The 26,975-nt window shown below is 62.4% G+C and carries 23 protein-coding genes, 1 tRNA gene and 1 pseudogene; 19 read left to right on the top strand and 6 right to left on the bottom strand.

Translation table 11 applies throughout. From position 1 onward, the window contains the following. Positions 1–175 precede the first annotated feature (175 nt). The gene (recQ, locus tag NLY44_RS20700) at positions 176–2,014 is read left to right on the top strand and encodes a DNA helicase RecQ (RefSeq protein ID WP_023806372.1); all 1,839 of its coding nucleotides are present in this window, start codon (positions 176–178) and stop codon (positions 2,012–2,014) included. A 396-nt stretch (positions 2,015–2,410) separates the two neighbouring features. Beyond that, a complete protein-coding gene (locus NLY44_RS20695; RefSeq protein ID WP_023684112.1) occupies positions 2,411–2,563 on the top strand; it encodes a hypothetical protein in 153 nt (50 codons plus the stop codon). Between the two features lie 767 nt (positions 2,564–3,330). Here NLY44_RS20695 and NLY44_RS20690 read toward each other — a convergent pair. After that, a complete protein-coding gene (locus NLY44_RS20690; protein WP_023684114.1) occupies positions 3,331–4,269 on the bottom strand; it encodes an AraC family transcriptional regulator in 939 nt (312 codons plus the stop codon). A gap of 126 nt (positions 4,270–4,395) precedes the next feature. On the opposite strand from NLY44_RS20690, the gene NLY44_RS20685 reads away from it, so the two are divergent. Next, complete coding sequence (locus NLY44_RS20685; protein WP_023668686.1) at positions 4,396–5,289, top strand: SDR family oxidoreductase; 894 nt, start codon at positions 4,396–4,398, stop codon at positions 5,287–5,289. A 276-nt stretch (positions 5,290–5,565) separates the two neighbouring features. On the opposite strand, the gene NLY44_RS20680 is transcribed toward NLY44_RS20685, so the two are convergent. Beyond that, positions 5,566–6,612 (bottom strand): class I SAM-dependent methyltransferase, encoded by a 1,047-nt coding sequence (locus NLY44_RS20680; protein ID WP_023668687.1) that lies wholly within the window; start codon positions 6,610–6,612, stop codon positions 5,566–5,568. A 267-nt stretch (positions 6,613–6,879) separates the two neighbouring features. On the opposite strand from NLY44_RS20680, the gene NLY44_RS20675 reads away from it, so the two are divergent. Next, entirely contained in the window at positions 6,880–8,859 is a 1,980-nt protein-coding gene (locus NLY44_RS20675) for a putative bifunctional diguanylate cyclase/phosphodiesterase (protein WP_023806371.1), read from the top strand. Here NLY44_RS20675 and NLY44_RS20670 read toward each other — a convergent pair. After that, positions 8,856–9,848, bottom strand: coding sequence for an IS481 family transposase (locus NLY44_RS20670; protein ID WP_286454927.1), 993 nt, complete (start codon positions 9,846–9,848; stop codon positions 8,856–8,858). The two genes, NLY44_RS20675 and NLY44_RS20670, sit on opposite strands and share 4 nt — an antisense overlap. Before the next feature lie 472 nt (positions 9,849–10,320). Between NLY44_RS20670 and NLY44_RS20665 the strand changes: the two genes are divergently transcribed. Together NLY44_RS20665 and NLY44_RS20660 are read left to right on the top strand one after the other, a co-directional pair. Beyond that, positions 10,321–10,581, top strand: a complete 261-nt coding sequence (locus NLY44_RS20665) for a hypothetical protein (protein WP_023806592.1) — start codon at positions 10,321–10,323, stop codon at positions 10,579–10,581. 224 nt (positions 10,582–10,805) lie between these two features. Beyond that, complete coding sequence (locus NLY44_RS20660; protein WP_156941062.1) at positions 10,806–11,639, top strand: hypothetical protein; 834 nt, start codon at positions 10,806–10,808, stop codon at positions 11,637–11,639. A 53-nt stretch (positions 11,640–11,692) separates the two neighbouring features. On the opposite strand, the gene NLY44_RS20655 is transcribed toward NLY44_RS20660, so the two are convergent. Next, positions 11,693–11,782, bottom strand: a tRNA-Ser gene (locus NLY44_RS20655). Positions 11,783–12,151: 369 nt separating this feature from the next. On the opposite strand from NLY44_RS20655, the gene NLY44_RS20650 reads away from it, so the two are divergent. The 3 genes from NLY44_RS20650 (at position 12,152) to NLY44_RS20640 (ending at position 13,939) form a co-directional block, all read left to right on the top strand. Continuing rightward, a complete protein-coding gene (locus NLY44_RS20650; RefSeq protein ID WP_023668688.1) occupies positions 12,152–12,850 on the top strand; it encodes a 50S ribosomal protein L21 in 699 nt (232 codons plus the stop codon). A 99-nt stretch (positions 12,851–12,949) separates the two neighbouring features. Further along, the gene (gene rpmA, locus NLY44_RS20645; RefSeq protein ID WP_015315190.1) at positions 12,950–13,219 is read left to right on the top strand and encodes a 50S ribosomal protein L27; all 270 of its coding nucleotides are present in this window, start codon (positions 12,950–12,952) and stop codon (positions 13,217–13,219) included. Positions 13,220–13,351: 132 nt separating this feature from the next. Beyond that, on the top strand, positions 13,352–13,939 hold the full coding sequence (locus NLY44_RS20640; protein ID WP_023684119.1) for a GNAT family N-acetyltransferase: 588 nt from the start codon (positions 13,352–13,354) through the stop codon (positions 13,937–13,939). Positions 13,940–14,130: 191 nt separating this feature from the next. Here the strand turns inward: NLY44_RS20640 and NLY44_RS20635 are convergent, their stop codons facing one another. Beyond that, the gene (locus tag NLY44_RS20635) at positions 14,131–14,994 is read right to left on the bottom strand and encodes an endonuclease/exonuclease/phosphatase family protein (protein WP_023668690.1); all 864 of its coding nucleotides are present in this window, start codon (positions 14,992–14,994) and stop codon (positions 14,131–14,133) included. 167 nt (positions 14,995–15,161) lie between these two features. Here NLY44_RS20635 and obgE point away from each other — a divergent pair, with 167 nt between their 5' ends. The 5 genes from obgE to NLY44_RS20610 all read left to right on the top strand — a co-directional run bounded on the left by obgE (position 15,162) and on the right by NLY44_RS20610 (position 20,769). Further along, on the top strand, positions 15,162–16,193 hold the full coding sequence (obgE, locus tag NLY44_RS20630) for a GTPase ObgE (RefSeq protein WP_023668691.1): 1,032 nt from the start codon (positions 15,162–15,164) through the stop codon (positions 16,191–16,193). Between the two features lie 2 nt (positions 16,194–16,195). Next, a complete protein-coding gene (gene proB, locus NLY44_RS20625) occupies positions 16,196–17,374 on the top strand; it encodes a glutamate 5-kinase (RefSeq protein WP_023806590.1) in 1,179 nt (392 codons plus the stop codon). Positions 17,375–17,377: 3 nt separating this feature from the next. Further along, positions 17,378–18,664 (top strand): glutamate-5-semialdehyde dehydrogenase, encoded by a 1,287-nt coding sequence (locus NLY44_RS20620; protein ID WP_023806589.1) that lies wholly within the window; start codon positions 17,378–17,380, stop codon positions 18,662–18,664. Positions 18,665–18,826: 162 nt separating this feature from the next. Further along, positions 18,827–19,414 (top strand): nicotinate-nucleotide adenylyltransferase, encoded by a 588-nt coding sequence (locus NLY44_RS20615; protein ID WP_023698215.1) that lies wholly within the window; start codon positions 18,827–18,829, stop codon positions 19,412–19,414. A gap of 74 nt (positions 19,415–19,488) precedes the next feature. After that, positions 19,489–20,769, top strand: coding sequence for an MFS transporter (locus NLY44_RS20610; RefSeq protein WP_023698214.1), 1,281 nt, complete (start codon positions 19,489–19,491; stop codon positions 20,767–20,769). Between the two features lie 15 nt (positions 20,770–20,784). On the opposite strand, the gene NLY44_RS20605 is transcribed toward NLY44_RS20610, so the two are convergent. Beyond that, positions 20,785–21,615 (bottom strand): mechanosensitive ion channel family protein, encoded by an 831-nt coding sequence (locus NLY44_RS20605; protein ID WP_353654464.1) that lies wholly within the window; start codon positions 21,613–21,615, stop codon positions 20,785–20,787. A 264-nt stretch (positions 21,616–21,879) separates the two neighbouring features. On the opposite strand from NLY44_RS20605, the gene rsfS reads away from it, so the two are divergent. The 5 genes and pseudogenes from rsfS (at position 21,880) to NLY44_RS20580 (ending at position 26,975) form a co-directional block, all read left to right on the top strand. Continuing rightward, positions 21,880–22,257, top strand: a complete 378-nt coding sequence (rsfS, locus tag NLY44_RS20600; RefSeq protein WP_023668698.1) for a ribosome silencing factor — start codon at positions 21,880–21,882, stop codon at positions 22,255–22,257. A gap of 62 nt (positions 22,258–22,319) precedes the next feature. Beyond that, on the top strand, positions 22,320–22,802 hold the full coding sequence (gene rlmH / locus NLY44_RS20595) for a 23S rRNA (pseudouridine(1915)-N(3))-methyltransferase RlmH (RefSeq protein WP_023684125.1): 483 nt from the start codon (positions 22,320–22,322) through the stop codon (positions 22,800–22,802). Positions 22,803–22,924: 122 nt separating this feature from the next. Then, positions 22,925–24,282 (top strand): annotated as a pseudogene (locus tag NLY44_RS20590) (murein hydrolase activator EnvC family protein). A gap of 1 nt (position 24,283) precedes the next feature. Then, entirely contained in the window at positions 24,284–25,609 is a 1,326-nt protein-coding gene (locus NLY44_RS20585; protein WP_023668701.1) for a S41 family peptidase, read from the top strand. A gap of 184 nt (positions 25,610–25,793) precedes the next feature. Beyond that, positions 25,794–26,975 carry a divergent polysaccharide deacetylase family protein gene (locus tag NLY44_RS20580; RefSeq protein WP_023737901.1) on the top strand — a complete coding sequence of 394 codons (1,182 nt, stop codon included), beginning with the start codon at positions 25,794–25,796 and terminating at the stop codon, positions 26,973–26,975.

Below are 26,975 nucleotides of genomic sequence, written 5' to 3'. Positions count from 1 at the left end.
GAAACATCGCCGCAGGGTTGGACGGTGCCGCAACATGGTGAAGATAGGTTTAACGATGCCAATCAGGTCGATCGCCGGTGGGGTGTTGCTGCTGCTTGTTGTGGTCACGCAGGGGCTGCGCTAATCGTTCTGTCCACGCCGCTGCTTCGGGCGGCCGATCGCAAAAACATCAGTGATGCAGATATCGACGACAAGCGTGCCGACGCACGATCCCAAACGGCGCGTCCTCAAGGACGTGTTCGGCTTCGACGATTTCCGTCCCGGACAGGCCGCGGTGATGGAGGCGCTGCTTGGCGGCCGCCATGTGCTGGCCGTCATGCCAACGGGTGCCGGCAAATCGCTGTGCTACCAGGTTCCGGCGCTGGTCAAGGGTGGGCTGACCATTGTCGTTTCGCCGCTAGTGGCGTTGATGCAGGATCAGGTCGCGGCACTGCGCCTCGCCGGCGTCGCCGCCGATACGATCAATTCCTCGATCGACCGTGATGCCAATGTCGCGGCATGGCGCCGCGTCGCGTCGGGCCAGACGCGGCTGCTCTACCTCGCGCCGGAACGGCTGATGACCGAGCGGATGCTGGATGCGCTTGCCAGGCTCGATGTCAGCCTGATCGCCATCGACGAGGCGCATTGCATTTCGCAGTGGGGGCCGGCGTTCCGGCGCGAATATGAAGACCTGTCGCAGCTGCGTGGCATCTTTCCCGACGTACCGATCATTGCGGTGACGGCGACGGCGGACGAGACGACGCGGGCAGACATCGAGAGACGGCTGTTTGGCGGGCGTGTCGAAACGCAGGTGCTTGGCTTCGACCGGCCCAACATCAAGCTTGCCATCGAGCCCAAGCAGGACAGCAAGCGGCAGTTGCTCAACTTCATCGAGCGCCATCAGGGGCGCAGCGGCATCGTCTACTGCCTGTCGCGCAAGAAGACCGAAGAGATGGCGGCGTTTCTCGAAAAGAACGGCGTGACCGCGCTCGCCTATCACGCCGGGATGAGCAAGGAGGCGCGCGATGCGAATCAAAACGCCTTCATGACCCTGTCGGGCGTCGTCATGGTGGCGACCATCGCCTTCGGCATGGGGATCGACAAGCCTGATGTCGCCTATGTCTTCCACACCGATCTGCCCGGCAGCCTGGAAGCCTATTACCAGGAGATCGGCCGTGCCGGTCGTGACGGGCGGGCGGCTGAGGCGCATATGCTTTACGGCCTCGGCGATATCCGCATGCGCCGCATGTTCATCGACGACGAGGACGCCGCTGTCGAACACAAGCGCCGCTCGCATGGCCGGCTCGATACGCTGATCGGCTATTGCGAGACGGCCGAGTGCCGCCGCCAGGTGCTGCTCGGTTATTTCGGTGAAGAGGCGGTCCCTTGCGGCAATTGCGACAATTGCCTGGAACAGGCGCCGCGCGCCGACGGCACCGCCGAGGCGCGCCTCATCCTGGCGGCGGTGGCGCAGAGCGGCGAGCGCTTCGGCTCCGGCCATGTCATCGACATCCTGATCGGCCACGAGACTGAAAAGATCGCGGCAAGGGGGCATCACAGGCTGGCAGCCTTCGGCAATGGCGCCGCGCACAAGAAGGATTTTTGGCAATCTATGATTCGCCAGCTGGTCGCGAACGGTTTCCTGATGCCGGACCCGGCCGGCCATGGCGGGTTGGCCATCGCGGACAAGGGCCACGCACTCGGCCGGGGCGAGGTGCCGTTCCAGTATCGGGTCGAGATGCGCACGCGCGCCGCGCGCCGCGCGGCTCGTGCCGGGCAGAGCCCCCAGAGCGAAAATGTAGATGCGTCGCTGCTCGCGACGCTGAAGACGCTGCGGCTGCGTCTGGCCAAGGAACGCCAGGTGCCGGCCTATGTGGTGTTTTCGGATCGTACACTGATCGACATGGCCGAGCGTCGTCCGCAAGACCTCGACGATTTTGCCGGGGTCAACGGCGTAGGTGCGGCCAAGCTCAAGGAGTTCGGCGCGATTTTTGTCAGCGCCATTGCCGCGCACCTTTCCGAGACGCCAGGCTGAAAGGGGTTTTGCTGGACCAAAGCCCGATCCGGCATCAGTACGCCTTCAACTTGCCCGCCCGCTTATCCTTTCATTTTGGCGCTACCCTGCCGTAGGGGAATGGCCTTCCAAATTGTATGGAACCGTGACGACAACACACATTCCTGAATCTATGCGGTCGATTCTTCGGATGTAGCCGTGACTATGGAAACCCGCTGTTGCGCGCGGATGGCGGTTTTCTCGGCCTTGGAGACGCTACGTCGGCAGCCGCTATCCCTGACCCGAATGGTATGATTCAGACCATCTTTGTTGTTGAAAACCCGCTTTCGACGGGAGTATAAAACTCGAGGTTACCATTGCTTTTCGTATAGAGGCTGTGGTGGAAACGTGGGTCCAATCCGCAAAGCATTGCCTTGCGTGGAAGTGGTCGAAGCCGGCGGCGAATGGTCCGTTCCTGTGGCCAAGGAAGACCAGGAAATTACCCGATCATTCGTGATTGAACCGTTTGCGCTGTCCTATGCTGAGGGCCAGCGGATACGCCTGCTTCTCGACAAGTTCGTTCGTCTGTAGAGAGGCTAAGCCCGATGAAAGACCGGTGGGAACCTGACCACCAGTTCATTGAAAGCGCCCGCCGTAGCCAGCTCCGAGCGGAGAGCCAACTGGACTCCCTGCAATCGACCATCGCCGAAACGCGACGCGTCCTAGAGGCTTCACGGAAGCTCTTGGAAAGATTGCCGAGCGGGAACACCATACCCAGCCATAGGGAATGGCCGGTGCAGGTTGGGCATGCTTGTGGGGCTTCACCGCACCGGCCACTGCGGGAAGATATGAGGCCCCCGCGCCGCCTAAGATATAGGCATATTAGCAATCGCGCAATTAACCCTATTGCGCTACCCAGCCGTAGAGGCAAGGAAATCGGAGAAGTTGGTGCCGGTTAACCGCCAGCACGCGAGCAAGTCATTCTGAAAGCATGAAAAACGCGATTTTGCTCGTGCCAATTGAGCGTCTGAAATCTAGTTCCTGCTGCCGATTATCCCTAAGTTAACTGAAATACTTATATTCCCGAAGGGTTGCGAATCAGTCGATTGTCAAGCGCATGCCATGGAGCAAGCAAGGGATCGATCTGAGCAGAAGGGCCGCAGCGGTCGAAGCGCGCTGGGAAATCCGAGCGGCTTCGGCAATTGTCCGCTCTGGCTCGCCCGCTACAACTCGACTCGCGCAGTGTGGACGGAATCACCGGCCATGTGGACGAGAACCATCTGGCGATGTCGTTCACCGAGTTTCGTTCGCGCTTCAGCCTTTAAGGGCAAGGTGATCAAGGCGATCGGATCGCCGCCTCAGGCGGCTTCGCGTTCGGCCTGCGCAGTCAGGTCCGGCTCCCGGCGGCTGTACTGCCGCGGCGAACAGCCCATGACGCGCTTGAATGCCGTGCTGAAGGCGCTTTCGGATTCGTAGCCGAGCGCCAGCGCGATGACGGAAACCGGATCGCCGGAATGCATCAGCCTGTCGCCGGCCAGCATCATGCGCCAGCGCGTCAGATAATCCAGGGGTGAGGCCCCGACCGTCTGCTTGAATCTGAGCGCAAAAGTCGATCGCGACATGCCCGCGCGCTCCGCCAGTTGCTGCAATGTCCAGCCATGCGCCGGGTCCTCGTGCATGGCGCCGATCGCCGCGCCGATCTGCCTGTCGGTAAGTGCGAACAGCCAGCCGACATTGCCTTGCGCGGTCATATGCAGGCGCAAGGCCTCGATCAGGATCATGTGGGCGAGGTGCTCGACGATGAGAAAGCCGCCGGGACGCCGCTGGCGCAATTCCTGCATCATCCGCTCCACCGGCCAGCGAAGCGCCGAATGGTCGCTCTCGCCGCGGATGTGGACGATGGGCGGCAGCATCCGCAAGAGGATGCCGGCATGGTCGCCGGACAGCGTGAAGCGACTGCTGACCAGGAGGAAATCGCCGCCGCCATTATGGACGGTGATGCCGCCGGTCCGCGCCGGTGAAAAGATCGTTCGCGCATCGACCGTCGGCAGGCCGAGATCGCTGGCAAGGCGGAAAGGCCGGCCGCGCGGCAACAGGAAGCAGTCGCCCACGTCCAGCCGCACCGCGTCAGGGACGCCCTCGACCGACAGCCAGCATCGGCCGGACACCACGGCGCCGCATTTGATGGCGGCCTGCTGGTCAGGAAACTGGATCGCCCAGTCGCCACCGGCTTCCAGGCCGGCGGACAGGTAATTGCGCGGCTTCAGCAGCGACAGCACGTCTGACAGCGGATCCATGAGGGTTCTCGGACGATTGCGAAGATATCTCGGATTTTACCGCATAGATCGTATGATCTCAACCTTCTATCTCCTTCGGCAACGGCTGCTTTGTGCAGTCATCGATGAAAACAAGGAGAAATCATCATGCGTGTGTTCGTTACCGGGGCTACCGGTTTTGTCGGTTCGGCTGTTGTGAGGGAATTGGTCGGGGCGGGCCATCAGGTGCTTGGCCTCGCGCGGTCGGAAGCAGGTGCGGAGTCGATCGTGGCCGCGGGTGCCGAGGCGCATCGCGGCGATATCGAGGATTTCGACAGCCTGCGCAGCGGCGCTGCCCAATCGGATGGCGTCATCCACACGGCCTTCAACCACGACTTTTCGAGATTCGCCGCCAGTTGCGCAGTTGACCAGCGCGCCATCGAAACGCTCGGCGCGGCGCTCGAGGGTTCCGAGCGGCCGCTGCTTGTCACCTCCGGCCTCGCCGGTTTTGCGCAGGGAAGGCCGGCAACCGAAGACGACAAACCCGCGCCTCCATCGGCCGCCATGCCGCGCGCTTCGGAAGCAACGGCCGTGGCGCTCGCAGCGCGCGGGGTGCGCGCATCGACGGTGCGGCTGGCGCCGACCGTCCATGGCGAGGGCGATCACGGTTTCGTGCCGATGCTGATTGCCATTGCGCGTGAAAAGGGCGTCTCGGCCTATGTCGGCGACGGCGCAAATTGCTGGGCGGCGGTGCACCGGTTCGACGCCGCCACCCTGTACAGGCTGGCGCTGGAGAAGGGGGCGGGCGGCGTCAGCTATCATGCGGTTGCCGAACAGGGCGTGGCGAGCAAAGAGATCGCCGAGATCATCGGCCGCCGGCTCGGCCTGCCGGTCGTTTCCATAGGCCCCGAGGACGCGGCTGCGCATTTCGGCTTTCTCGGGCATTTCATCGGCAGGGACTTGTCGGCGTCAAGTGAGCAGACCCGCACTGCGCTGGGATGGCAGCCGACCGGGCCGGGGCTCATCGCCGATCTCGATCGTGCCCGCTATTTCGAGGCCTGATCAGGCCGGCCAGTCGCGTTGCATTGCACGACCGACAGCCTGGCGATCAGCGGCAGTGCCAGCAAAACGGCCAGACGCAGCCCGCCGAGCGGGCAGCACCGTCGTGCTGCTGGAACCGCCGCCACATCTGTATGGCGGCAAGCAGAACGAACACGGCGTAGGCCGCCCGCAGCCCGGACGACCTGCTCGCCCGTCGCCGGAAAGCCGGCGAAGGCATGGCCTCGTCATGGCAGACCTACCTTGTTACGGGGATGCGCGCGCGATTCCCGCGCCTAGTTAGAGATCGCCCTTCCTCACCTTGCCGTAAACGATATTCCGGTTCGAGCCATAGTAGACTTTCGCGTCGAAAGGACTCCCGCCGAGGGCGGCATTGATGATGTCCCACATATCGTCGGCCGAACGTAGGATGAGCGGCCAATCCATGAAAGTCTCCATGTAACCATCCGTCGTTATCTCGTCGCTGAAATTGGCAAACAGGAATTCGCCACCGGGCTTGACGAGTTCCATGGCTCTTTGAAGCAGGCGGACGCCGATGGCACGCGGCAGGTAATCGTAAAGCCCCGATGCGTAGACGAGATCGAATGTGCCAAGGGCGTAGGCGCGGCGCAGGATGCCGCGTACGGAACCCTGGACTGCCTCGACTGCCGTGCCGGCAAAGTCGTGGTTCACCGTGGCTACGCTGACGGGGTCCTGATCCAGGCCGATCCAACGTTGCAGTTTATGCCTGGCCAACGCATCGGAGCGTTCGGCTTCCCTGAGGTGGCCGCAGGCAATCGCCAGCACCTCAGCCTTTTCCACACTGCTGGCCGTCTCGTCCACGGTCCTGGCCAGAATATCCCGCCGCTCGCGCCCCGCCACCGAACTGGCAGCTTCACTGGTGTACGCATAAATTTGCCGACCAAGTAAGGTCGACGAGGCCACGATCTCGTCGGCGATCGGATGCTTGTAGTAAATATCCAGCAGGCCTGCATCGCCTGAATACCCGCGCGGTTTTTCGACCGACCACCGCGTGAACGGGTCTTGGAGCAAATATTCCGCGACCCGATGCTGCTGAGCCAAAGGAACGAGTTTCTGCCAGACCGCGGGAGCAACCTGCCGGCGGAGCTTGTGGAGTCGCCCCGCCAAACGATGGACGACGGGGGCGGCCGGTTTGTTTCGCGCAAAGGCTTGATGAGCAAGGTCCAGTATCAGGGCGAGCTGGGCCGTGCTGTCCCTCAACTCGTCGGAGTCAGCCGCCTCTTCGGAGGTCGCAACATGTTTCTTCATCAGCCTGGTGGTGACCAGGCTGTATTGGTCGAGCTGCAGTTTTGGCTTGATAGGCATGCCGTTTACTCTCCGGTTTACCGCCCCGGTCCCCGGCCAGCAGCATAGGTGCGCCGCCAACCAATGCTAACAATTTTAATAAAATTTTAGTAAAATTTTAATCAACGGAACGGCCATCAATCCTGCAAACTGGCTAAATCCGAACCGCCCGTTTACCCTCGGTTAGCGACATCTGACTTTTCTTGCGGACAGGGACGTCTTCATTCCCCAACCGCAGGCGACGTCGGCTGTTGCATTCGCTACTGCAGATCGCGGAGGAGCGTTGCGATGCAACTGAGCGAGGACGTTGCCCAGAAGGTGGCGGCAGCGATTGGACGTCCGCGGTGGCATTCCGCCGATCCGGAACTCCTGACACTGTTCCTGCAGAAGGATGCCGATGAGAATCACAGCCTTGTGCGATGGGGTATTGCGGCTGCTGTATTCAGCTATGTGGCCTATGGCCTTTTCGATTGGTTTCTCTTTCCGGATGTCGCCGGCCGGCTTGTTTTGACGCGCGTTACGCTAGGGGTCACTTCCCTGGCGCTTGTCGAATTTGTCGCCCGACGGGGCTTTGCCCTTGCCACCTTGCACCTTGTAGCAGCGCTGGCGATTGTCTCCGGTGCCCTTGGGTGGCTCGTCTCCGCTGTTGGAACAGAGCATCAGGATGCCCTCTCCCATTTCATGGTTTTTGGCACAGTGTTCATCCTGGGTGCGAATCTGTTCTTCAACTTCCGTTTTTGGCTTTCAGCCCTTGCCTCCGCGACGGTCGCCGCAAGCTTTGTGTACGCCGCGATGTTCTCCCTTCAGGCCGACATCGCCGGTCGGGTCGTGTTGTCGGCCTATTTCGTGAACTGCCTCGTCTTGTCGCTTTATCTTTCCTGGCGGCTGAGTCTGGAGCGGTACCAGACTTTCCTGCACGCGCTTCGGGCACAATTCCAGGAGCAGGCTGCTATCAAGAAGGGGCAAAAGCTAACTGAAATCGCCGACACCGATCCGCTCACGGGAATGAAGAACCGCAGGGCGATCATTCGAGAATTCTCGGAGCTGCGCGAAGACTGGGCCGCGGACGACGACGAGATAGGCCTCATTCTGATCGACGTCGACTACTTCAAAAGGTTTAATGACGGACTTGGTCACCAGGCCGGCGACGATTGCCTGATCAAACTCGCCCATGTCCTTTCCGAGATGGCGGCTGCCAACAACGCCATCGCGGCCCGCTATGGCGGAGAAGAATTCGTCATTCTCTGCAAGGTCACCGGGCGGGCTCACCTTCATGAGATAACGAAGAAATTCTGTCGCGCTGTAGAGGATTTGGATATCTACCACCCTGATCGGGGCGACAAGCTCAACATCGTCACGATCAGTGCCGGAGCGTCGTTGACGCGCGCCGATCAGAGCATAGAGCTTAGAATCCTGCTGCAGGAAGCGGACCGCGCACTCTACGCGTCCAAGTTTGCCGGTCGGGCTACGTTCACGATTTACGACCCGCACGCCACCAGCCAGGATCGCTCCGGCGAAAATCTTTCAGAACTGCTGAAGCTGGCAATTTCCAACCAGCTCGTTTCTGTCGCCTACCAGCCAATTTTCGACCTGGCGTCTGGACGCGTGCTGGGCCACGAGACTCTGATGCGGCTGTGCGACTTCGATGGCACCATGATCGGTCCGTCCGTATTCATACCCGTTGCCGAGCAGACCGGAGCGATCGTGGAACTGGGTACGTGGCTGATCGATCGAGCCTGCGGTGACATGGCGGAATACGGATTGGGCTCGGTCGTGACGGTGAACGTCTCCGTTCTTCAGCTCAAGGCTCCCAACTTTTCGCTCCGGATCACCGAAATCCTTGGCAGGCACGGCCTTGCGCCCCAGAAACTGGCCATCGAAATCACCGAAGGCAGTGACATCTTTCTGGAGGCGCAAGCGGTAAGAAACGTGGAGCGGTTGCGAAAACTGGGCGTTCAGATCTGGCTGGACGACTTCGGAACGGGATTTGCCGGCCTGACATGGCTGCGCCGTTTCAAATTCGACGTGGTCAAGATCGATCGCAGCTTCCTCCACGATTGCCAGACGTCTCGTGGCTTGAGCCTGTTGCGGGACATGGTCGGGCTGCTTCGCAATCTCGGCCATGTCGTGCTCGCCGAGGGCGTCGAAACGGAGGAGCAGTACATATTGCTGCAGCGCCTGGGGGTAAATTTGATGCAGGGCTTCCTCACCGGGCATCCGGTCCCGATCGAAGACGTAAACCAAATGAGGGAAGGCCTCGTTGCCTAGATGTTTAGTCCCAAGGTTTGATGGGTTGGATCGAGCCTGAATCGTTCGGGCTCTTTTGTCCAGATTTTGCAGATGTATTCAAAGGGCGTGAGGCCCTTGAGGGTCTTCAGTCGACGGCCGAAATTATAGGCTAAGACGAAATCGGCGAGATGCTGGCGCAGTTGGTCATGGCTCTCGTAGTAGAAGCGTTTGACGGTCGCATCCTTGATCGTGCGGTTCATGCGTTCGACCTGGCCGTTGGTCCATGGGTGCCTTGGCTTTGTCGTTCGGTGGTCGATATCGGCCTTGGCGCAAGTATGTTCGAAGGCGTGCGCCCATATGATTTCTCCCGCCGCCATGGCTTCCTTGATCAGCGGAACGGCCGAGCCGCCGGCACCTGGGGTCGTGAACTGAATGCCGTTGTCGGTAAGCACTGTGTGGATCTTGTAAGGGACAGCATCAAGAAGATGGCGCAGGAAATCGGCGGAGACCGCTGTCGTTGCCTTCTCGTGCAGCTCGACGAAAGCGAACTTCGAGGTCCGATCTATGGCCACGAACATATGCAGCTTGCCCTGCTCGGTTCGGACCTCGGCGACGTCGATATGGAAGTAGCCGATTGGATAGGCCTTGAACTTCTTCCTTGCCGGCTTGTCGCCCTCGACATCCGGCAACCTGCCTATCCCGTGACGCTGCAGGCAGCGATGCAAGGATGACCGCGACAGATGCGGGATCGTCGGTTGGAGAGCATAGAGGCAATCGTCCAGTGGCAGCAGCGTATAACGCCGAAAGGCGACGATGACCGCCTCTTCCTCAGTCGATAGCACTGTCGACTTCGGATCTCTGGGGCCAGTCGGAAGATCGGCGGCCGACGTCCGGTTCCTCCACTTCCTAACCGTCTTCTGATTGATGCCGTAGCGCTTCGCCAGCGCCCTCAGGCTCTCTTGACTATGCTGTATCGCTCGACGGATCGCCTCTGTCGTCGTGGCGCTCCCATGAAGAACCTGGCCCATAGCGCATCCTTTGATTCGGACGAAAAGTATGCGCCATCAAAGCTTGGGATCAAACACCTAGAGCGTTTCACCGTTCACGGAAACGGCGAACCGCTCGATCTGCTTGTTTTTTGCAATCCCCAGGGGAAAGCGCTACGCGCTTTTCCCGAGAAAACCGCTCACACACTGCGATCCTCGCCTTCATTGCCCGACTGCCAGTTGGCTCCTTTCGGCCTGCTGGAGGCAGTGCTCAAGGAGAGGGAGCCATTCCTCAACCAAGGCCCTTTACCTAGACACTCCCCAAACGAAACCTCCAGCGCTTCCCTGCACCATGACCGCCGCTTCCCAGCCATCCTGCGGTCCATGGGTGTCCCACCAATGCGTCTCGCAGTACAGTAAGGTTCTCCGCTAGCTTTTTATTTACTGCTCTTTATGGTTTAATTCTTGTCGCTTGGGGCTTATCCCGAGTTTCAGAACAAGGGGGGAGTAATTGATGGCACCGGTTAAACCGACGATAGAACAACGCGTGGCAGAGCTAGAAAGAGCACTTAAACTGCTTACTCCGCGAGTTGACATCATGGAAAAAGGGGAAGTTCGTATCGTCGCAAAAGAGATGTCCGAGAGACCCTTTGACCTCGCCCTGTGGACAGCGGGCTACGGCGTCGCGCTTGAAAGATGGCCCACTACCGACCCTAAGGCGAACTTCACTTTAGTGTGGGGCGCAGGCAAGAGGAAGAAGCCCAAAAAGAACTAGTCTATCGGAAGATGCCGCCCTAGCGGCGGCGATGGCGCAGCGGCGCGTACTCACTTGGGGCGCGCCCTGCGCTTGTCCAGCTTTTGAGAACAAACTTCGGGTTCTGTCAGTCGGCTCGCACGGGACATGACTAATGCGCCACGAACAGAGGCGCCTCTTGGATTACAGTTTTGGCGCTACCATTTGTCATGCGGGCAAATAGCCGCCAAAGGGGGTGAACGATTGTGGGTGTGTTCTTTGAACCCTATTCGCCGGATCGCTGCTGCCTCTGCGGCTCTCCTGATGGCCTCACGGGTGAGCATAAGATCAAGGCTTCTGCGCTAAGATCAATATTTGGTCGTGATGCTATGGTGATTGGCCACTTCGACGGCCTACGTGCGCCGCGAGCCGCTCAGGGGCCAAAGTCACGCGAGTTTCATTTTTCAGCTAAGCTATGTGGCGAATGCAACTCAGTTCGAACTCAGCCAGCCGACAATGAGTTCGTTAGGTTTCATGAAAGCGCACTGGCACTTTATTCAGCAGGAGATGATCCGGCGCAGGCCTTTCGTCTCGATCGCTACCGCATCGGCTCTGAGCCATATTTGAACGTGTTCCGGTATCTGGCCAAACTTATGGCGTGTCACATTGCTGAATCGAAAGGGCCACGATCGTTATCGATTGCAAGATTCGCGAGCGGCGATTCGGATTTCAATCCAATCAAGCTCTTTATGGACCCTGATCCGACTTATCGCGAGTTTGCAAATCTAACTGGCGACCATAGCTTCGCTGCTCATGGCGGATTGGTAGTTAAAACGGACCCGAAAACTGAGCTTCCGACTGGCTTTCACACTTTCCTCACGCTTGGCCAACTTCGTTATGTTTTCTCGGTTGATTTTTCTCCACTTGTCGCGATCGCATTGAAGATGTTCCATCGGGATTTCTTCAACAAATGTCAGGCTGCTTACCGAGCAGCGCTAGCAGAACCGATCTCGGCGGATACACTGACAAAGCTTGGCCTTGACAAATCGCTAGCCCAAGATGAGCAGATCTGTAGCGAGGAAGATCGCGAAAGCTGTTGAACGTCCCATGGATGTTCCGAGAGCCTATCGAGAATTGCTGCAGCAAAGCAAACTGGCGGAGAGGGAGGGATTCGAACCCCCGATGGGCTTGCACCCATGCCGCATTTCGAGTGCGGTGCATTCGACCACTCTGCCACCTCTCCGCGGTCATGGTCGGCCGTTGCCGGCGCGGCGCACTAGATAACGGCTGGGCGGGCAGGTTACAAGGCCAAATCCGCGGGGGAATTCAGCTTCCTGTGCGGGCTCTGTCTGGAGGGCTGCGTTGCGGCCACGTCGGCAGATGGGGCCAACCGGTCCTCGACCGGAGAGATCGGGGGCGGCAAGGAGGCGGCGTGGCCAAGGATTCCGCCCGTTTGCCTTGACTCGTACCGAACCTTCGGTTAGGGGAAGCGCGCAATCGGCGTGGAGGGTTCTTCCACGCCGCTTGTTTTTCGAACCCGCAGACTGACAAAAAGACGGCCGAACCGCGTGACGCGGCTCATCGAGGCCGACCGAACAGCGAAAGGCAAAAAATGTTCGCAGTCATTAAAACGGGCGGTAAGCAGTATCGCGTTGCCGCCAACGATCTCCTGAAGATCGAGAAGCTCGAAGCCAATGTCGGCGATATCGTCGAAATCGGCAGCGTCCTCGCCCATGGCGAAGGCGAAAATGTCACTTTCGGCGCCCCGTTCGTCGATGGCGCTCTGGTCACGGCGGAAGTCGTCGAGCAGGGCAAGAACCGCACCGTCATCGCTTTCAAGAAGCGCCGCCGGCAGAATTCGCGCCGCAAGATCGGCCATCGCCAGCTTCTGACCACCGTGCGGATCGCCGAGATCCTGCTGGGTGGCGCCAAGCCTTCCAAGAAGGCCTCAGCCAAGGTGGAAGTCAAGGCTGACGTAGCGCCCGAGGCGAAGGCCGAGGCCGCGCCGAAGGAAGCCAAGGCGAAGAAGGAAGCCAAAGCCGAGGCTGCTCCGAAGGATGAAGCCAAGACGGAGACCGCCGTCGCCGCGCCGCTGTTCAAGGCGCCGAAGGGCGAGCCGGACGATTTGGCCGTGATCAAGGGCATCGGCCCGGTTGCCGCCGGCCAGCTGCACGAGCAGGGCATCACCACCTTCGCCCAGCTTGCCAAGCTGTCGGACAAGGACGTGGCCAAGATCGACGCGCACATGCCCTTCAGCACCGACCAGATCAACGACTGGCGCGAGCAGGCCAAGGAACTGGCGAAGAAGTAAAACGAACCGGCGACAAGGTCGCCGGATCGGACTTGAAACGGAACGCGAACGCGTTCATAAGACCATTCAAGCGCCCCAGGGCGCATCGGAGTTAGTTAGATGGCACACAAGAAAGCTGGCGGCTCGTCGCGCAACGGTCGCGACTCGCATTCCAAGCGTCTGGGCGTGAAGAAGTTCGGCGGCGAAGCCGTCATCCCGGGCAACATCATCATCCGTCAACGCGGCACCACCTGGCATCCCGGCGTCAATGTCGGCATGGGCACGGACCACACCCTTTTTGCGCTCGAGACCGGCGCAGTCACCTTCAACAAAAAAGCCAACGGCCGAACCTACGTATCGGTCAACCCGATTACCAAAGCCGCGGAGTAGCCGGTTCCGCACTATAAAACCGGCGCCCATCTCGGGAACCGGTGTCTGGCCAAACCAGTGAATGGAGCCAGGAAAAGGATCAGGGGAGATGGGTTTTCCATCTCCCCTTTTTTCTTGCCTGGAGGACGTCGAATGGTTGCCGAAGCGGAAGACACCGAAGACGAAAGTTACGCGATAGATTGCCCGGTGCTGGCCACGGAGCGGCTGGTGATGCGCGCCCCGTGTGAAGCCGACATCGCGCAACTGGTCGAGCTTGCCGACAACCGTCACGTCGCCGAGATGCTGGCCCGCATGCCGCACCCCTATGGCGAGGCCGAGGCACGCGCCTTCCTGGCTATGACCCGGTCGCGCCGGGCCGGCATCGCCTACGCCCTGACGCTCGCCGGCACCGACATTTTCGTCGGCTGCGCCGGCCTCAACATGACCGATCGCGGGCTGGAACTCGGCTACTGGATCGGCGAGCCCTATTGGAAGCGCGGCTATGCGACGGAGGCCGCGCACGCGTTGGTCGACCTTGCCTTCCAACGGACGTCGATCCACGTGCTGCAGGCTTCGACGCGGGTGATCAATCCGGCCTCGCGCCGGGTCATCCACAAATGCGGCTTCCAGTATGCCGGCCAGGGCATGCTGAACTCGATCGTCGCCGGCCAGGTGCCGGTCGAGCGGTACCGGCTGGACAGAAAGACCTGGATCAGTCTTCGAAACTGGGTGCATTTCTAGGTGTTTTGATATTCAGGTGAGGCCGGCCTGCAAACGCGGGTTTTATGCGCTTCCGGTGCACGTACTTAAGTACACTCCGCTCCGGTTCTCGAAAGACAGTGTTTTCGGCTCGGCCTGACCTGAATCTCAACACCTAGGCGCGTGCCTCCAAACGACAGGTTTGGAAACGTTGGTTGTGGATCGGGCTCAACTCAGCCCATCTCGACCCAAATCGGGAGATGGTCCGAACCGACCGCTTGCGGGTCGACCCACAGGCGCTTCAGCGATCCGGCGAGCGAGGCCGAGGTAAAGATGTAGTCGATGCGCTTGTGGCGGCTTGTGTCTTCGGGTCGCGTGGGATCGACCCAGGTGACGACGTCTGGTGTGTTCAGGCGCTGGGCGACGTCGACGGCGAGATCGGCGGTCAAGGGCATGCCGAATTCATGGTCCGGGCGGCCGACGAGTTCGACATATTCGGGCGAGCCGGGCAGCATGTTGAAGTCGCCCATGACGATGAAGGCTTCGGGATAGGGCAGGTCCGGCAGGCCGATCTCGGGAATGCCGGAGAGACCGCCGCCCTCGAAGGCATAGTTCAACAGGCGCTGGCGCAGGAAACGGATCTGGCTGGCGCGCTCAACCGGACTGCGATGGTCGAGATGCGTGGAATAGAAGCGGATGAAGCCGAGCGGGGTCTCGACCAGCGCCTCGAGTGCGCCGCGCTGGAAGTTCATCGCCTCAAGGCTGCGGCTGCGCGGCAAAAGCAGATTGCGCGACAGATGGATCGGTGTCTTCGACAGCACCATGTTGCCGAGCTGGAAAGTGGTGGTGATGGCGCGGCCGGCCTCCAGGCGCGAGCCGACATTGACCTCGAAATTGCTGCCGTAGGCGGCAAAATATTCGGGCAGCGCCTCACCGATCTCGGCGACCATGTCGCGGTTGCCGTTCCTCGGATTGTTGCGGGTCACTTCCTGCAGCGCGATCACGTCGGCGCCGCGAACCGCCTCGGTGATGCGGCCGAGATCGTAGCGGCCATCCAGACCGATACCGTACTGGATGTTGTAGCTCACAACCTTCATTCCCGCGCCCCTCAAGCTCCGTCCGCGAACACTGCTACCGCGTCCCCGACAAAAGGGCATCCGGCGCTTTAGTCGCAAAACGGCCTCGCCCTTGGCCGCGCCTTGGTTTAGAGCAAGGCGCAAGATCTAGAGCAAAGCCGCAAGGCCAACAGAAACTGCGTAGTCCAATGAAATTTCTCGATCAAGCCAAGGTTTATATCCGCTCCGGCGACGGTGGCGCCGGCTCTGTGTCGTTCCGGCGCGAAAAATTCATCGAGTTCGGCGGCCCGGATGGCGGCGACGGCGGCCGCGGCGGCGATGTCTGGCTGGAAGCGGTCAACGGTCTCAACACGCTGATCGACTATCGCTATCAGCAGCATTTCAAGGCCAAGACTGGTGTCCACGGCATGGGCCGCAACATGACCGGCGCCAAGGGCGCCGATGTGACGCTCAAGGTGCCGGCCGGAACCCAGGTGTTTGCCGAGGACAATGAGACGCTGATCTGCGACCTGACCGTGGTCGGCCAGCGCTTCCTGCTGGCCAAGGGCGGCAATGGCGGTTTCGGCAACCAGCATTTCAAGACCTCGACCAACCAGGCGCCTCGCCGCGCCAATCCCGGCCAGCCCGGCGAAGAGATGAATGTCTGGCTGCGGCTGAAGCTGATTGCCGACGCCGGCCTGGTCGGGCTGCCCAATGCAGGCAAGTCGACTTTTTTGGCAACCGTCACCGCGGCCAAGCCGAAGATCGCAGACTACCCCTTCACCACGCTGCATCCCGGCCTCGGCGTTGCCCGCATCGATGCGCGCGAATTCGTCATCGCCGACATTCCGGGCCTCATCGAGGGCGCGCATGAGGGTGTCGGCATCGGCGACCGCTTCCTCGGCCATGTCGAGCGCACGCGTGTACTTCTGCACCTGGTCTCGGCGCAGGAGGAAAACCCGGGCAAGGCCTACAAGACCGTGCGCGCCGAGCTCGACGCCTATGGCAATGGGCTGATCGAGAAGGTCGAGATCGTCGCGCTCAGCCAGGTGGATATCCTTGACGCCGATGAGCGCAAGAAGAAGGTTGCGTCCCTCAAACGCGCTGCCGGCCGCGCGCCGATGCTGCTGTCGGCGGCCACCGGCGAGGGCGTCGAAGCGGTGCTGCGCGCGCTGATGGCAGTTGTCGGCGAAGCGCGCGACAGGGCTGCCGCTCCCGTCGAGACCCGCTGGGACCGATAACGATGACGGCGCGGTCGCTGACAAAATACCGGCGCATCACGGTCAAGATCGGTTCGGCCTTGCTGGTCGACCGCACCAGCGGCCTGAAGCGCGACTGGCTGGCTTCGCTTGCCGAGGATATTGCGGTGCTGGCCAATGGCGGCGCCGAGATCCTGGTCGTGTCGTCCGGCGCCATTGCGCTCGGCCGCACCATTCTCGGTCTCGGAAAACGGGCGCTGAAGCTCGAGGAGAGCCAGGCGGCGGCCGCCGTCGGGCAAATTGCGCTCGCCGGCGCATGGTCGGATGCGCTGGGCAAGGGTGCGCTGAAATCGGGCCAGATCCTGCTGACGCTCGGCGACACCGAGGAGCGCCGACGCTATCTGAATGCCCGCGCGACGATCTCGACGCTGCTCAAGATGAAGGCGGTGCCGGTCATCAATGAGAACGACACGGTAGCGACCTCCGAAATCCGCTATGGCGACAATGACCGGCTGGCGGCCCGGGTGGCGACGATGATGGGCGCCGACCTGCTGGTGCTGCTCTCCGACATTGACGGGCTCTATACGGCGCCGCCGGCGCGCGATCCCGCTGCGAAATTCATTCCGGTGGTCGACCGCATTACACCCGATATCGAAGCAATGGCGGGGGCGGCCGCTTCCGAACTGTCGCGCGGCGGCATGCGCACCAAGCTCGATGCCGGCAAGATCGCCACCGCCGCCGGCACCGCCATGATCATCACCTCGGGCACCAGGCTGTCGCCACTGATGGCGATCGAGCGTGGCGAGCGCGCCACCTTCTTCAGGCCGAGCGCCAATCCGGTGAAAGGCTACAAGACCTGGATCGCCGGCCAGCTCGAACCGGCCGGGCGGCTCACCGTCGACGCCGGCGCCATCGGTGCGCTGCTGTCCGGCAAATCGCTGCTGCCGGCCGGCGTCAGGCTGGTCAGCGGCAATTTCTCGCGCGGCGACACGGTGGCCATCCTGTCGCCGGAAGGGCGCGAGATCGCGCGCGGGCTGGTTGCCTATGATGCCGCCGATGCCGTAAGGATCGCAGGCCTGAAGACCGCCGAGATCGAAACCGTGCTCGGCTACGAGGCGCGCTCGGCGATGATCCACCGCGACGATCTGGTGGTGAGCGATCCGGGTGACCAGATACGGGCTGCCGGCCAGGTATGGGCCGGGGGCGAGGTAAGCGGAGGATGAGACATGCTGAAACTGCATGAACAATCCGGGGATGACACCGTCGCGCTGATGGCTGATATCGGCCGCCGCGCCCGCGCGGCCGCCCGACCGTTGGCGATTGCGACCGCCGCCGCCAAGAATGCCGCACTCGTCGCCATGGCCGACGCGATCATTTCGCGTGAGCAGGACATTCTCGACGCCAACGCCATCGATGTCTCGAATGGCCACGAATCGGGATTGTCCGGCTCGTTCATGGACCGGCTGAAGCTCGATCCGGCGCGCACCCGTGCCATGGCGGATGGCATCCGTGAAATCGCCGAGCTCAGGGACCCGGTCGGCGATGTGATTGCCGCCTGGGATCGCCCCAACGGCCTGCAGATCGAGCGCGTGCGCACGCCGCTCGGCGTTGTCGGCGTCATTTATGAAAGCCGGCCGAATGTGACGGCGGATGCCGGCGCGCTCTGCCTCAAGGCCGGCAATCCGGTGATCCTGCGCGGCGGCTCGGACTCGCTCAATTCGTCCGCCGCCATTCATGCCTGCCTGGTCGAGGGGCTGAAGGCCGCCGGCCTGCCGGAAGACGCCATTCAGCTGGTGCCGACCACCGACCGCGCCGCCGTCGGCGAGATGCTGAAAGGGCTTGGCGGCAATCTCGACGTCATCATTCCGCGGGGCGGCAAGAGCCTGGTCGGGCGCGTCCAGAGCGAGGCGCGGGTGCCGGTCTTTGCCCATCTTGAAGGCATCTGCCATCTCTACATCGACCGCTCGGCCGATCTCGACATGGCGGTCAGGATCGCCGTCAACGCCAAGATGCGGCGCACCGGTGTCTGTGGCGCTGCAGAGACTTTGCTGGTCGACCGCGCGGTGGCCTCCACACATCTGGTGCCGATCCTCGACGCGCTACGCGCCGCCGGCTGCGAGATCCATGCCGATCAGGAAGTGATGAAGCTGTTCTTCGACGCCAAGCCGGCGACCGATGCCGACTGGATGACCGAATATCTCGAGGCCATCATCGCGGTAAAGCTGGTAGACGGAATTGCCGGTGCCATCGACCATATCGAGACGTTCTCCTCACACCACACCGAGGCGATCATCGCCGAGGATACCAAAGCGGTCGAGCGGTTCTTCAACGAGATCGACTCGGCGATCCTTTTGCACAATGCCTCGACGCAGTTCGCCGATGGCGGCGAATTCGGCATGGGAGCCGAGATCGGCATCGCCACCGGCAAGATGCATGCGCGCGGTCCGGTCGGCGTCGAACAGCTGACCTCGTTCAAATACCGCGTGCGCGGGTCGGGACAGGTGAGGCCTTGAGCGCTGGCCTTACCCTCCCCCTTGTGGGGAGGGTGGCGAGCGCAGCGAGCCGGGTGGGGGTACGACGCTGAATTCTGCAATCCCCCACCCCGCTCCGCTTCGCGGATCGACCCTCCCCACAAGGGGGAGGGTGGGGCGCCTCTTTCCTCGCACTACCTCCGCATGCCGCATGCCGAAAAGGGCCTTGCCGTCGGCCTGTTCGGCGGCTCGTTCAACCCGCCGCATGCCGGTCATGCGCTGGTGGCGGAAATCGCGCTCAGGCGGCTGGCGCTCGACCAGCTATGGTGGATGGTGACGCCAGGCAATCCGCTGAAGAGCACGAGGGAATTGGCGCCGCTGAGCGACCGGCTGCTGCAGTCGGAGCAGATCGCCAAGAACCCGAAGATCAAGGTCACCGCCTTCGAGGCGGCGCATCATATTCGCTTCACCGCCGACACGCTGGCGCTGGTCAAGGCACGCAATCCCGGCGTCGACTTCGTCTGGATCATGGGCGCCGACTCACTCCGCGATTTCCACCGTTGGCAGCGCTGGCGCCAGATCGTCATGGCCTTCCCGATCGCCGTCATCGACCGCCCGGGCGCGACGCTGTCCTTCCTGTCCTCGGTCGTGGCCAAGACCTTCGACTATGCCCGCGTCGACGAGGGTGACGCGCCCCGGCTCGCCCGCATGAAGGCGCCGGCCTGGACTTTTATTCACGGCCCACGCTCATCGCTGTCATCGAGTGCTATTCGCCAGCAAGCCAAGGGGTAACTCCGTAAGACCAGATCGCCGATGTCGCTTTTACGGCGGCCTTTCGCGATTGGCTGGGCGATGCTGCGCTGGATATGGCCACTTCAGTGAACCAGACCGACATCGACCCCAATCATGGCACCCCGCCGGCGCCCGTGATCGCCATTGCCAGCGTAATCGTGTCGATGGCGCTGATTGCGGTCGGCAACGGGTTGATGTTCGCCTATATCCCGGTCCGGCTTGGCGTCGAGCGCTTCGATCCGACCTGGGCCGGGCTGATCATCACCGGCCTGTCTGCCGGCGGACTTGCCGGCTGTATCCTGACCGGGCCGCTGGTGCGCCGCGTCGGGCACGCCCGCGCCTTCATGGTGCTGTCGGCGCTGATAGCGCTGTCGAATGCTGCCATTGGCGCCGGCACCTACCCGCTGCTGTGGATCGCGGCGCGCGCGCTTTACGGTTTTGCAATATGCGGCCTGTTCATCGTCGCCCAGAGCTGGCTCAACGATGCCGTCGCAAACGCCATTCGCGGCCGGGTGATGGCGGTGTTTTACGTCGCCTATGTCGCCGGACTTGGCGTCGGCTATGCCCTGCTGGCGGCGGTCGACATCGCGACGGCGCAGGCGCCGCTGATCGGCATTGCCTTCACCGCGGTGTCGATCCTGCCGGTCGGCATGACGCGGTTGGCTCAACCGCCGCCACCTCGCGCAGCCTCCGTGGCGCTTGGCCGCGCCTGGCGGATCTCGCCGGTCGGCGTGGCCGGCATGCTGGCCGTCGGCGGCCTGTCGATGGCGATCGCCGGGTTCGCTCCGATCCATGCCACGGCCAAGGGCTACAGCCAGGCCGATGTGGCGCTGCTTTTGTCGGCCATGCCCGTCGGCACGCTGATCCTGCAGATCCCGCTCGGCTGGATTTCGGATCGTACCGATCGCCGTTACGTGCTGGCCGGCGCTGCGGCACTGGCCATCGTTGCCGGTATTCTGGCTATCGGCTTTGACGGTGGCGCTCTGGCGGTGCTGGTGGTGATCTATGTGATCTGGGACGGCGCTTCGGAATCGATCTATTCGCTGGCCAGCGCACACGCCGCCGATCGCGCCGGCAAGGACGACATGGTGGCGCTGTCGAGTTCGTTGCTGTTTGCCTGGTCGCTGTCGGGGTTCATCGTGCCGGGTATCGTGACGGCCCTGTCGGCTGTCTATGGCACGCAGGCCTTCATTTATGTGGCCATCGTCATCGCCACTGTCTTCTGCCTGTTCGTGCTGTGGCGAGTGGCCACCACGCGCGCCGTCCCCGCTACGGAGACCAGCAGTTTCGCGCCGATGTCGGCGCAGGCGCCGCTGCCGGTGGAGCTCGCCTACGCCCCGGAAGATCAGCGCTGAACGGTTTCACAGCTCCTACTGCCTGGTAGCGGCAGTTTCCTGTCGAGCCTCCGGCGGAGGTGCGGGAACCGAAATGGCTTCGGCGTCGAACGCCTGCTTGACGCGTTTGGTGAGATCGATCTGGGTGGCGAAGAAATCCGCCGCCGTGGTCCAGTAGCGCAAGGTGATGGCGACGCTGGCATCGCCCACCGTGGCGACGAAGGCGATCGGCGCCGGCTCTCGCTTGACGCGGCGCTCGCCGCCGGCAACGCCCAGCATGGTTTTCTGCGCCAGGTCGATGTCGTTCCAGGAGCCGATGCTCAGCGTGATGTCGCCGCGGCGCACACCGTTGCGAGTAAAATTGCGCACCGGCTGGTTCCACAGCGTCGAATTGGGCGCCAGCACATAGACGCCGTCTGTCGTGCGGAGCTTGGTGGCGAACAAGCCGATTTCCTCGACGGTGCCGGAAATGGCGCCGACCTCGACATATTCGCCGATGCGGAATGGCCTGAGCGCCAGAAGCATGATGCCTGCGGCGATGTTCTGCAGCGTGCCTTGCAGCGCCAGGCCGATTGCCAGCCCGATGGCGCCGATGGCGGCGATGATCGAGGCCGTCTGAACGCCGAACTGGCCGAGCACCATGATGACGACCAGGATCAGGATGGCGTAGCGCACGATCTTCGAGAAGAAATGGCGCAGCGTCGCGTCGAAACCATGGATATGGCCGAGGCCGGCTGAGATCGATCGTTCTGCGAGCCCGGCGACGAGATAGCCGACGACCAGCAGGATGATGGCGCCGATGGCGGAGAAGGAATAGGAAACGATCAGTGTGCTGAGTTGCGCAAGGCCAGCCTGCACGGTGAGCAGCGTGTTCTGGGGTCGATTGGCATCAGGAAAATCCGTTTGGGGGGTGTGTCGATAACCCCTGCCGCGGCCATGGGTTCCGATTTTTCTCAAGGCTCCGGAACCGGAAGTCGTGCACTGCGTTCGCGGTGGCAGGGCCTCCCGTCTTGAAACTGCAAGGGAACTCTGCCTATCTATAGGGTGTCACCTGATTTCGTGGGTGATTTGGTTGTTCTTGCTGCGAAAGGAAATACACTGAGAACAGCATTGCGGAAGAAGGCTGACGTCATGCCTTCGCCGGCCAGGATCAGCGTAGATGACGCCGTGTCCCGTGCCATCAAGACAGTCCTTGCCAGTCTGGAAGACTCCAAGGCCGAAAATATTGTCTCAATCGACATTCAGCGGAAATCGAGCCTCGGCGACTATATGGTCATCGCGTCGGGCCGGTCGCACCGTCATGTCTCGGCTGTCGCCGACCACCTGCTCAAGGCGCTCAAGGATGCCGGTCTCGGCACGGCGCGCGTCGAGGGGCTGTCCGGCGCCGACTGGGTCCTGATCGATTCAGGCGACATCATCGTCCATGTCTTCCGCCCAGAAGTCCGCGAATTCTACAATCTTGAAAAGATGTGGCAGGCGCCGGACCTCGAGGAAGAGACCTTGCACTGAGCTCCGTCTCATGTCGTAACCATCCGGGGTGCGACATGGATTGAAAGCTCGCCGAGGCAGGGATGAAGATAGCAGTTCATGCCGTGGGCCGGATGAAGGCCGGCCCCGAGAGAGAACTCGCCGACCGCTATTTCGAGCGTTTCGCCAAGAGCGGCCCGGCGATCGGGTTCGAATTCTCTGGTGTCGCCGAGATCGCCGAGGGACGAGCCCAGAACGCCAATGAGCGCCGCCGCGAGGAAGGCCAGAAGCTGCAGGCACAGCTGCAGCCGGGCACGGCGCTGTTCCTGCTCGACGAACGCGGCAAAAACCTGTCCTCAGACGATTTCGCCAGCCGTATCGGCCAGCTGCGCGATGGCGGACGCAAGGCGTTGGTCATCGCCATTGGCGGCGCCGACGGGCACGACCAGTCGATTCGCGATCAGGCTGAGCTGATAGTCTCGTTCGGCGCGGCGACCTGGCCGCACCAACTGGTGCGCGTCATGCTGGGCGAGCAGCTCTATCGGGCGGCAACGATTCTTTCGGGACATCCCTACCACCGTTCGTAAATCAGTGGGTCGAGGATCAATCGTCCGGATTTCCGCCCCAACGCGCGGCTGTTTTGTGCTAGGCTTCGGTTCGATCATGGTTGATGGTTCGTTAACGAAGCCACGCATAGAGTCGGGCTTCAATGGCTGACAACGGGAAATCACGAACGGGCTTCCGGCACGCGCGCTGCGGCATCGCTGCAGCAGTGGTTTTGCTGTCGCTCGGGCTTGCGCGGGCCGAAAATACGCTGGACGTGGCGCCCGACCCCGATCTGAGCCGTGCCGAATATGAGAAGGTGTCGGCCGAGATCACGCTGTCGTCCGAACGGCTGGCCAAGCTCGCCGCCGACATTGCTTCGGTCAAGAAGGACCATGCCTCGATCACCGCGGCGCTTATCCAGTCGGCGATGACCGAGCAGAAGCTCGGCCAGGACATCGAGGATATCGGCGCCAGGCTCGAAGGACTGAAGGGCGAGGAACAGAAGATCCGTGTCTCGCTGGCGGCGCGGCGCGACGTGCTGGCCGAGGTGCTGGGGGCGCTGCAGCGCATGGGGCTCAATCCGCCGCCGGCGATCCTGGTCAAGCCGGAAGACGCACTGTCGTCGGTGCGCAGCGCCATCCTGCTCGGCGCAGTGGTGCCGGAACTGCGCCAGCAGACCGACAAATTGCTGGCCGACCTCAGGGAACAGACCCGGGTGACGGCCTCGATCGAGGCCGAGCGGACGCGGCTGACAGCGGCGGTCGGCGAGCAGACGGCGGAAAAGAAACGCCTCTCCATGCTGCTCGAAGCCAAGCAGAAGCTCGAGGCGGACACCTGGACGGCGATGGCCGCTGAAAAGCAGCGGTCCCAGGCGCTTGCGGCCAAGGCCGGCAGCCTGAAAGAGCTGATCGCTTCGCTTGAAGCCGACAAGAGCCGCAAGGCGGCGGATGCCGTCAAGGCAGGCGAACAGAAAGCGGCCGACAGCGATAAGCCGGACGCCGATAACGCCGATGCAGGCACAACCGCGTCGACGGAGCTGGCTTCGCTGCCCGTGCCGGAAGGCAACCGCCTCACCGCCGCCGCGCCGTTTTCGGCACTTCAGGGACAAGTCTCGCTGCCGGTCACCGGCAAGATCAAGCTGCGTTTCGGGGCCGATGACGGTAACGGCGCGGTGATGCTTGGCGACATGGTTGCGACACAATCGGGAGCCATCGTCACGGCACCGGCGGACGGAAATGTGCTTTATGCGGGGCCTTTCGCTCCTATGGTCAACTCTTGATCCTCAATGCGGGAGACGGCTATCATGTCGTCCTGGCGGGGATGAGCAGAATCAGCGTCGCGTCTGGCCAGTCGGTGCTCGCAGGAGAGCCGGTCGGCGCGATGGGAGAGGCCCGGGTGGCAAGCACCTCGGCCTCGAAGAATGGAAATGCCACGCCGGAACTCTATGTCGAGTTCCGCAAGGATGGAAAACCCGTCGATCCGACCCCATGGTGGGCGGACCGCTTCTCTGGAAGGACGTGAAATGATGCGGAAACTGTCGCTTCTTATTGCCGGTGCGCTGATGGGCGCGTCAGCGATGAGCCTGGTCTATGGCGCCCCCGGCTCGACGGCGAACGCTGCAGGCTCCGAGACCTACAAGCAACTGGCGATCTTCGGCGACATCTTCGAGCGCGTGCGGGCGCAGTATGTGACGCCGCCGGACGACAAGTCGCTGGTCGAAAACGCCATCAACGGCATGCTCACCTCGCTCGACCCGCACTCCTCCTACATGAATGCCGAGCAGGCGCAGGACATGCGCGTGCAGACCAAGGGTGAGTTCGGCGGCCTCGGCATCGAGGTCACCATGGAGAACGACCTGGTCAAGGTGATCACGCCGATCGACGACACCCCGGCTGCCAAGGCAGGCGTGCTGGCCGGCGACTATATCGCCAAGATCGACGGCCAAGAGGTTCGCGGCCTGACGCTCAACGATGCAGTCGAAAAGATGCGCGGCCTGGTCAACACGCCGATCAAGCTGACCATCCTGCGCCAAGGCGCCGACAAGCCGATCGAGCTGACGGTGGTGCGCGATATCATCAAGGTCAAGGCGGTCAAGTTCCGGGTCGAGAACGACATCGGCTACATGAAGATCACCTCCTTCACCGAAAAGACCTATGACGACCTCGAGAATGCCATCGACACCATCAAGAAGCAGGTGCCGAACGACAAGCTCAAGGGCTATGTGCTCGATCTCAGGCTCAACCCGGGCGGCCTGCTCGACCAGGCGGTGAGCGTGTCCGACGCCTTCCTCGACCGTGGCGAGATCGTCTCGACCCGCGGCCGCGACCCGAAGGACGTCACACGCTTCGACGCCAAGGCAGGCGACGACATCGGCGCCAAGCCGCTGATCGTGCTCGTCAATGGCGGTTCGGCCAGCGCCTCCGAGATCGTCGCCGGCGCGCTTCAGGACCTGCGCCGCGCCACAGTGGTCGGCACGCAGTCGTTCGGCAAGGGCTCGGTGCAGACCATCATCCCGCTTGGCGAGAACGGCGCGCTGCGCCTGACGACGGCGCTCTATTACACGCCGTCCGGCAAGTCGATCCAGGGCAAGGGCATCACGCCCGACATCAAGGTCGACCAGCCGCTGCCGCCCGAACTGCAGGGCAGGGACCTGACGCGCGGCGAATCGGACCTCAAGGGCCATATCAAGGGCGCCGACGAGAGCGATACCGGCTCGGGCTCGGCTGCCTATGTGCCGCCGGATCCGAAGGACGATCTGCAGCTGATCTATGCCGAACAGCTGCTGCGCGGCCAGAAGACCGATCCGGCATTCCCGCCGAATCCGGAGAAGGCAGTGCTCAACCAGTAAAATCGACTGGTAGCTCTGGCTGCCCAATCGAAGCGATGCAATGCTGCCGGGACCGTGAGGTTCCGGCAGTTTGATTCGGGGACCGCTGGGCGCTGCGCCTCAAAAGGCGCAGGGGACGCGCCGTCAGTTTTGGATCTGCGCATGGCGAAAAGATTTCGCTGATCACGCGCCCGGGGGATGCGGCTTGGCTGACGTCGGCAAGGACATCGAACGCCCGCTCGGACAGACCGTCCGACCGCGTGCCGCGTCGCGCGGGATCAGCGCTGGCGCCGTCGCGGCGACGCTGGTCGTGCTGGCCGCGGTCGGCATCTCCGGTGCGATCGCGCTGCGCGAGAAGCCGTTCCGCAAACCGGAAGCAATCGCGCTCTCGACGCCGAAGGTGACGGCGGCGGCCGAGCCCGCGGCCGCAGCGCCCACTGCTCAAGCGACGGCGGCAGCGCCGAAGGCGGAAACGCCCAAGGCCAGCGGTCCGCAGATCATCCATGTGCAGTCCCAGGAGGGTGATGGCCCGCCCAATGCAGCCATCGTCATCCACGACCCGTCGACGATCGGCCAGAACCTGAAGATCGCGCATATCCCCGACAGGGCGCTGATCGAGGCCAGCGACACCGGCCCGTTGCCGGTTCGCGCCGCTGACGGCCGGCGGCCGTTCGATGTCTATGCGCGGCCGTGGTCGGGTTCGCGTGGCGCTCGAGTGGCAATCGTCATCGGCGGGCTTGCCGTGTCGCAGACCGGCACGCAGGCCGCGATCGCCAAGCTGCCGGCCGAAGTGACGCTGGCTTTTGCGCCGCAAGGCAACAGCATCGGCCGCTGGATGCAGGCGGCACGGCAGAGCGGGCATGAGGTGGTCATGCAGGTGCCGCTCGAACCGTTCGACTATCCCAACGTCAATCCCGGCCGCAACACGCTGACGGTGGCGGCAAGCCCGGACGACAATCTGAAGAATCTGCGCTGGGCGCTGTCGCGGACCACCAACTATACCGGCGTCATGAACTATATGGGGGCGCGCTTTTCGGCCGACGCGACGGCGATGGGGCCGTTCATGGCCGAGCTTGGCAAGCGCGGCCTTGCCTATGTCGATGACGGCTCGTCCGCGCGGAGCCTGGCGTCCGATCTCGCCTTGAAGGACGGTGTGCCATTCGTCGCCGGCGATACGGCAATCGACGCCGTGCAGGACCGCGGCGCCATCCTGAAAAAGCTCGACGCGCTGGAAGCGACCGCGCGTGCCAAAGGCTCCGCCGTCGGCATCGGCTCGGCCTTCGACCTCACCGTCGATACCGTGGCGTCCTGGGTGGTCGAAGCAAAAAAGCGCGGCATCGAGATCGTGCCGATCTCGGCGGTGGCCATCGACCCGGAAAAAGGCTGA

It is taken from the genome of Mesorhizobium sp. C089B (assembly GCF_030323125.1).
Classification (GTDB): domain Bacteria; phylum Pseudomonadota; class Alphaproteobacteria; order Rhizobiales; family Rhizobiaceae; genus Mesorhizobium.
The sequence above is the reverse complement of the archived record's forward strand: the minus strand, read 5'-3'. Positions and strand labels throughout refer to the sequence as shown.

Coding starts and splice junctions, on each gene's coding strand:
- NLY44_RS20680 (WP_023668687.1), bottom strand. CDS start 6,612: ATGCCTATCAAGCCAAAACTGCAGCTCGACCAATACAGCCTGGTCACC.
- obgE (WP_023668691.1), top strand. CDS start 15,162: ATGAAATTTCTCGATCAAGCCAAGGTTTATATCCGCTCCGGCGACGGT.
- NLY44_RS20585 (WP_023668701.1), top strand. CDS start 24,284: ATGATGCGGAAACTGTCGCTTCTTATTGCCGGTGCGCTGATGGGCGCG.
- NLY44_RS20640 (WP_023684119.1), top strand. CDS start 13,352: ATGGTTGCCGAAGCGGAAGACACCGAAGACGAAAGTTACGCGATAGAT.
- NLY44_RS20685 (WP_023668686.1), top strand. CDS start 4,396: ATGCGTGTGTTCGTTACCGGGGCTACCGGTTTTGTCGGTTCGGCTGTT.
- rsfS (WP_023668698.1), top strand. CDS start 21,880: ATGCCTTCGCCGGCCAGGATCAGCGTAGATGACGCCGTGTCCCGTGCC.
- NLY44_RS20690 (WP_023684114.1), bottom strand. CDS start 4,269: ATGGATCCGCTGTCAGACGTGCTGTCGCTGCTGAAGCCGCGCAATTAC.
- rlmH (WP_023684125.1), top strand. CDS start 22,320: ATGAAGATAGCAGTTCATGCCGTGGGCCGGATGAAGGCCGGCCCCGAG.
- rpmA (WP_015315190.1), top strand. CDS start 12,950: ATGGCACACAAGAAAGCTGGCGGCTCGTCGCGCAACGGTCGCGACTCG.
- NLY44_RS20665 (WP_023806592.1), top strand. CDS start 10,321: ATGGCACCGGTTAAACCGACGATAGAACAACGCGTGGCAGAGCTAGAA.
- NLY44_RS20610 (WP_023698214.1), top strand. CDS start 19,489: ATGGCCACTTCAGTGAACCAGACCGACATCGACCCCAATCATGGCACC.
- NLY44_RS20675 (WP_023806371.1), top strand. CDS start 6,880: ATGCAACTGAGCGAGGACGTTGCCCAGAAGGTGGCGGCAGCGATTGGA.
- proB (WP_023806590.1), top strand. CDS start 16,196: ATGACGGCGCGGTCGCTGACAAAATACCGGCGCATCACGGTCAAGATC.
- recQ (WP_023806372.1), top strand. CDS start 176: ATGCAGATATCGACGACAAGCGTGCCGACGCACGATCCCAAACGGCGC.
- NLY44_RS20615 (WP_023698215.1), top strand. CDS start 18,827: ATGCCGCATGCCGAAAAGGGCCTTGCCGTCGGCCTGTTCGGCGGCTCG.
- NLY44_RS20620 (WP_023806589.1), top strand. CDS start 17,378: ATGCTGAAACTGCATGAACAATCCGGGGATGACACCGTCGCGCTGATG.
- NLY44_RS20670 (WP_286454927.1), bottom strand. CDS start 9,848: ATGGGCCAGGTTCTTCATGGGAGCGCCACGACGACAGAGGCGATCCGT.
- NLY44_RS20650 (WP_023668688.1), top strand. CDS start 12,152: ATGTTCGCAGTCATTAAAACGGGCGGTAAGCAGTATCGCGTTGCCGCC.
- NLY44_RS20635 (WP_023668690.1), bottom strand. CDS start 14,994: ATGAAGGTTGTGAGCTACAACATCCAGTACGGTATCGGTCTGGATGGC.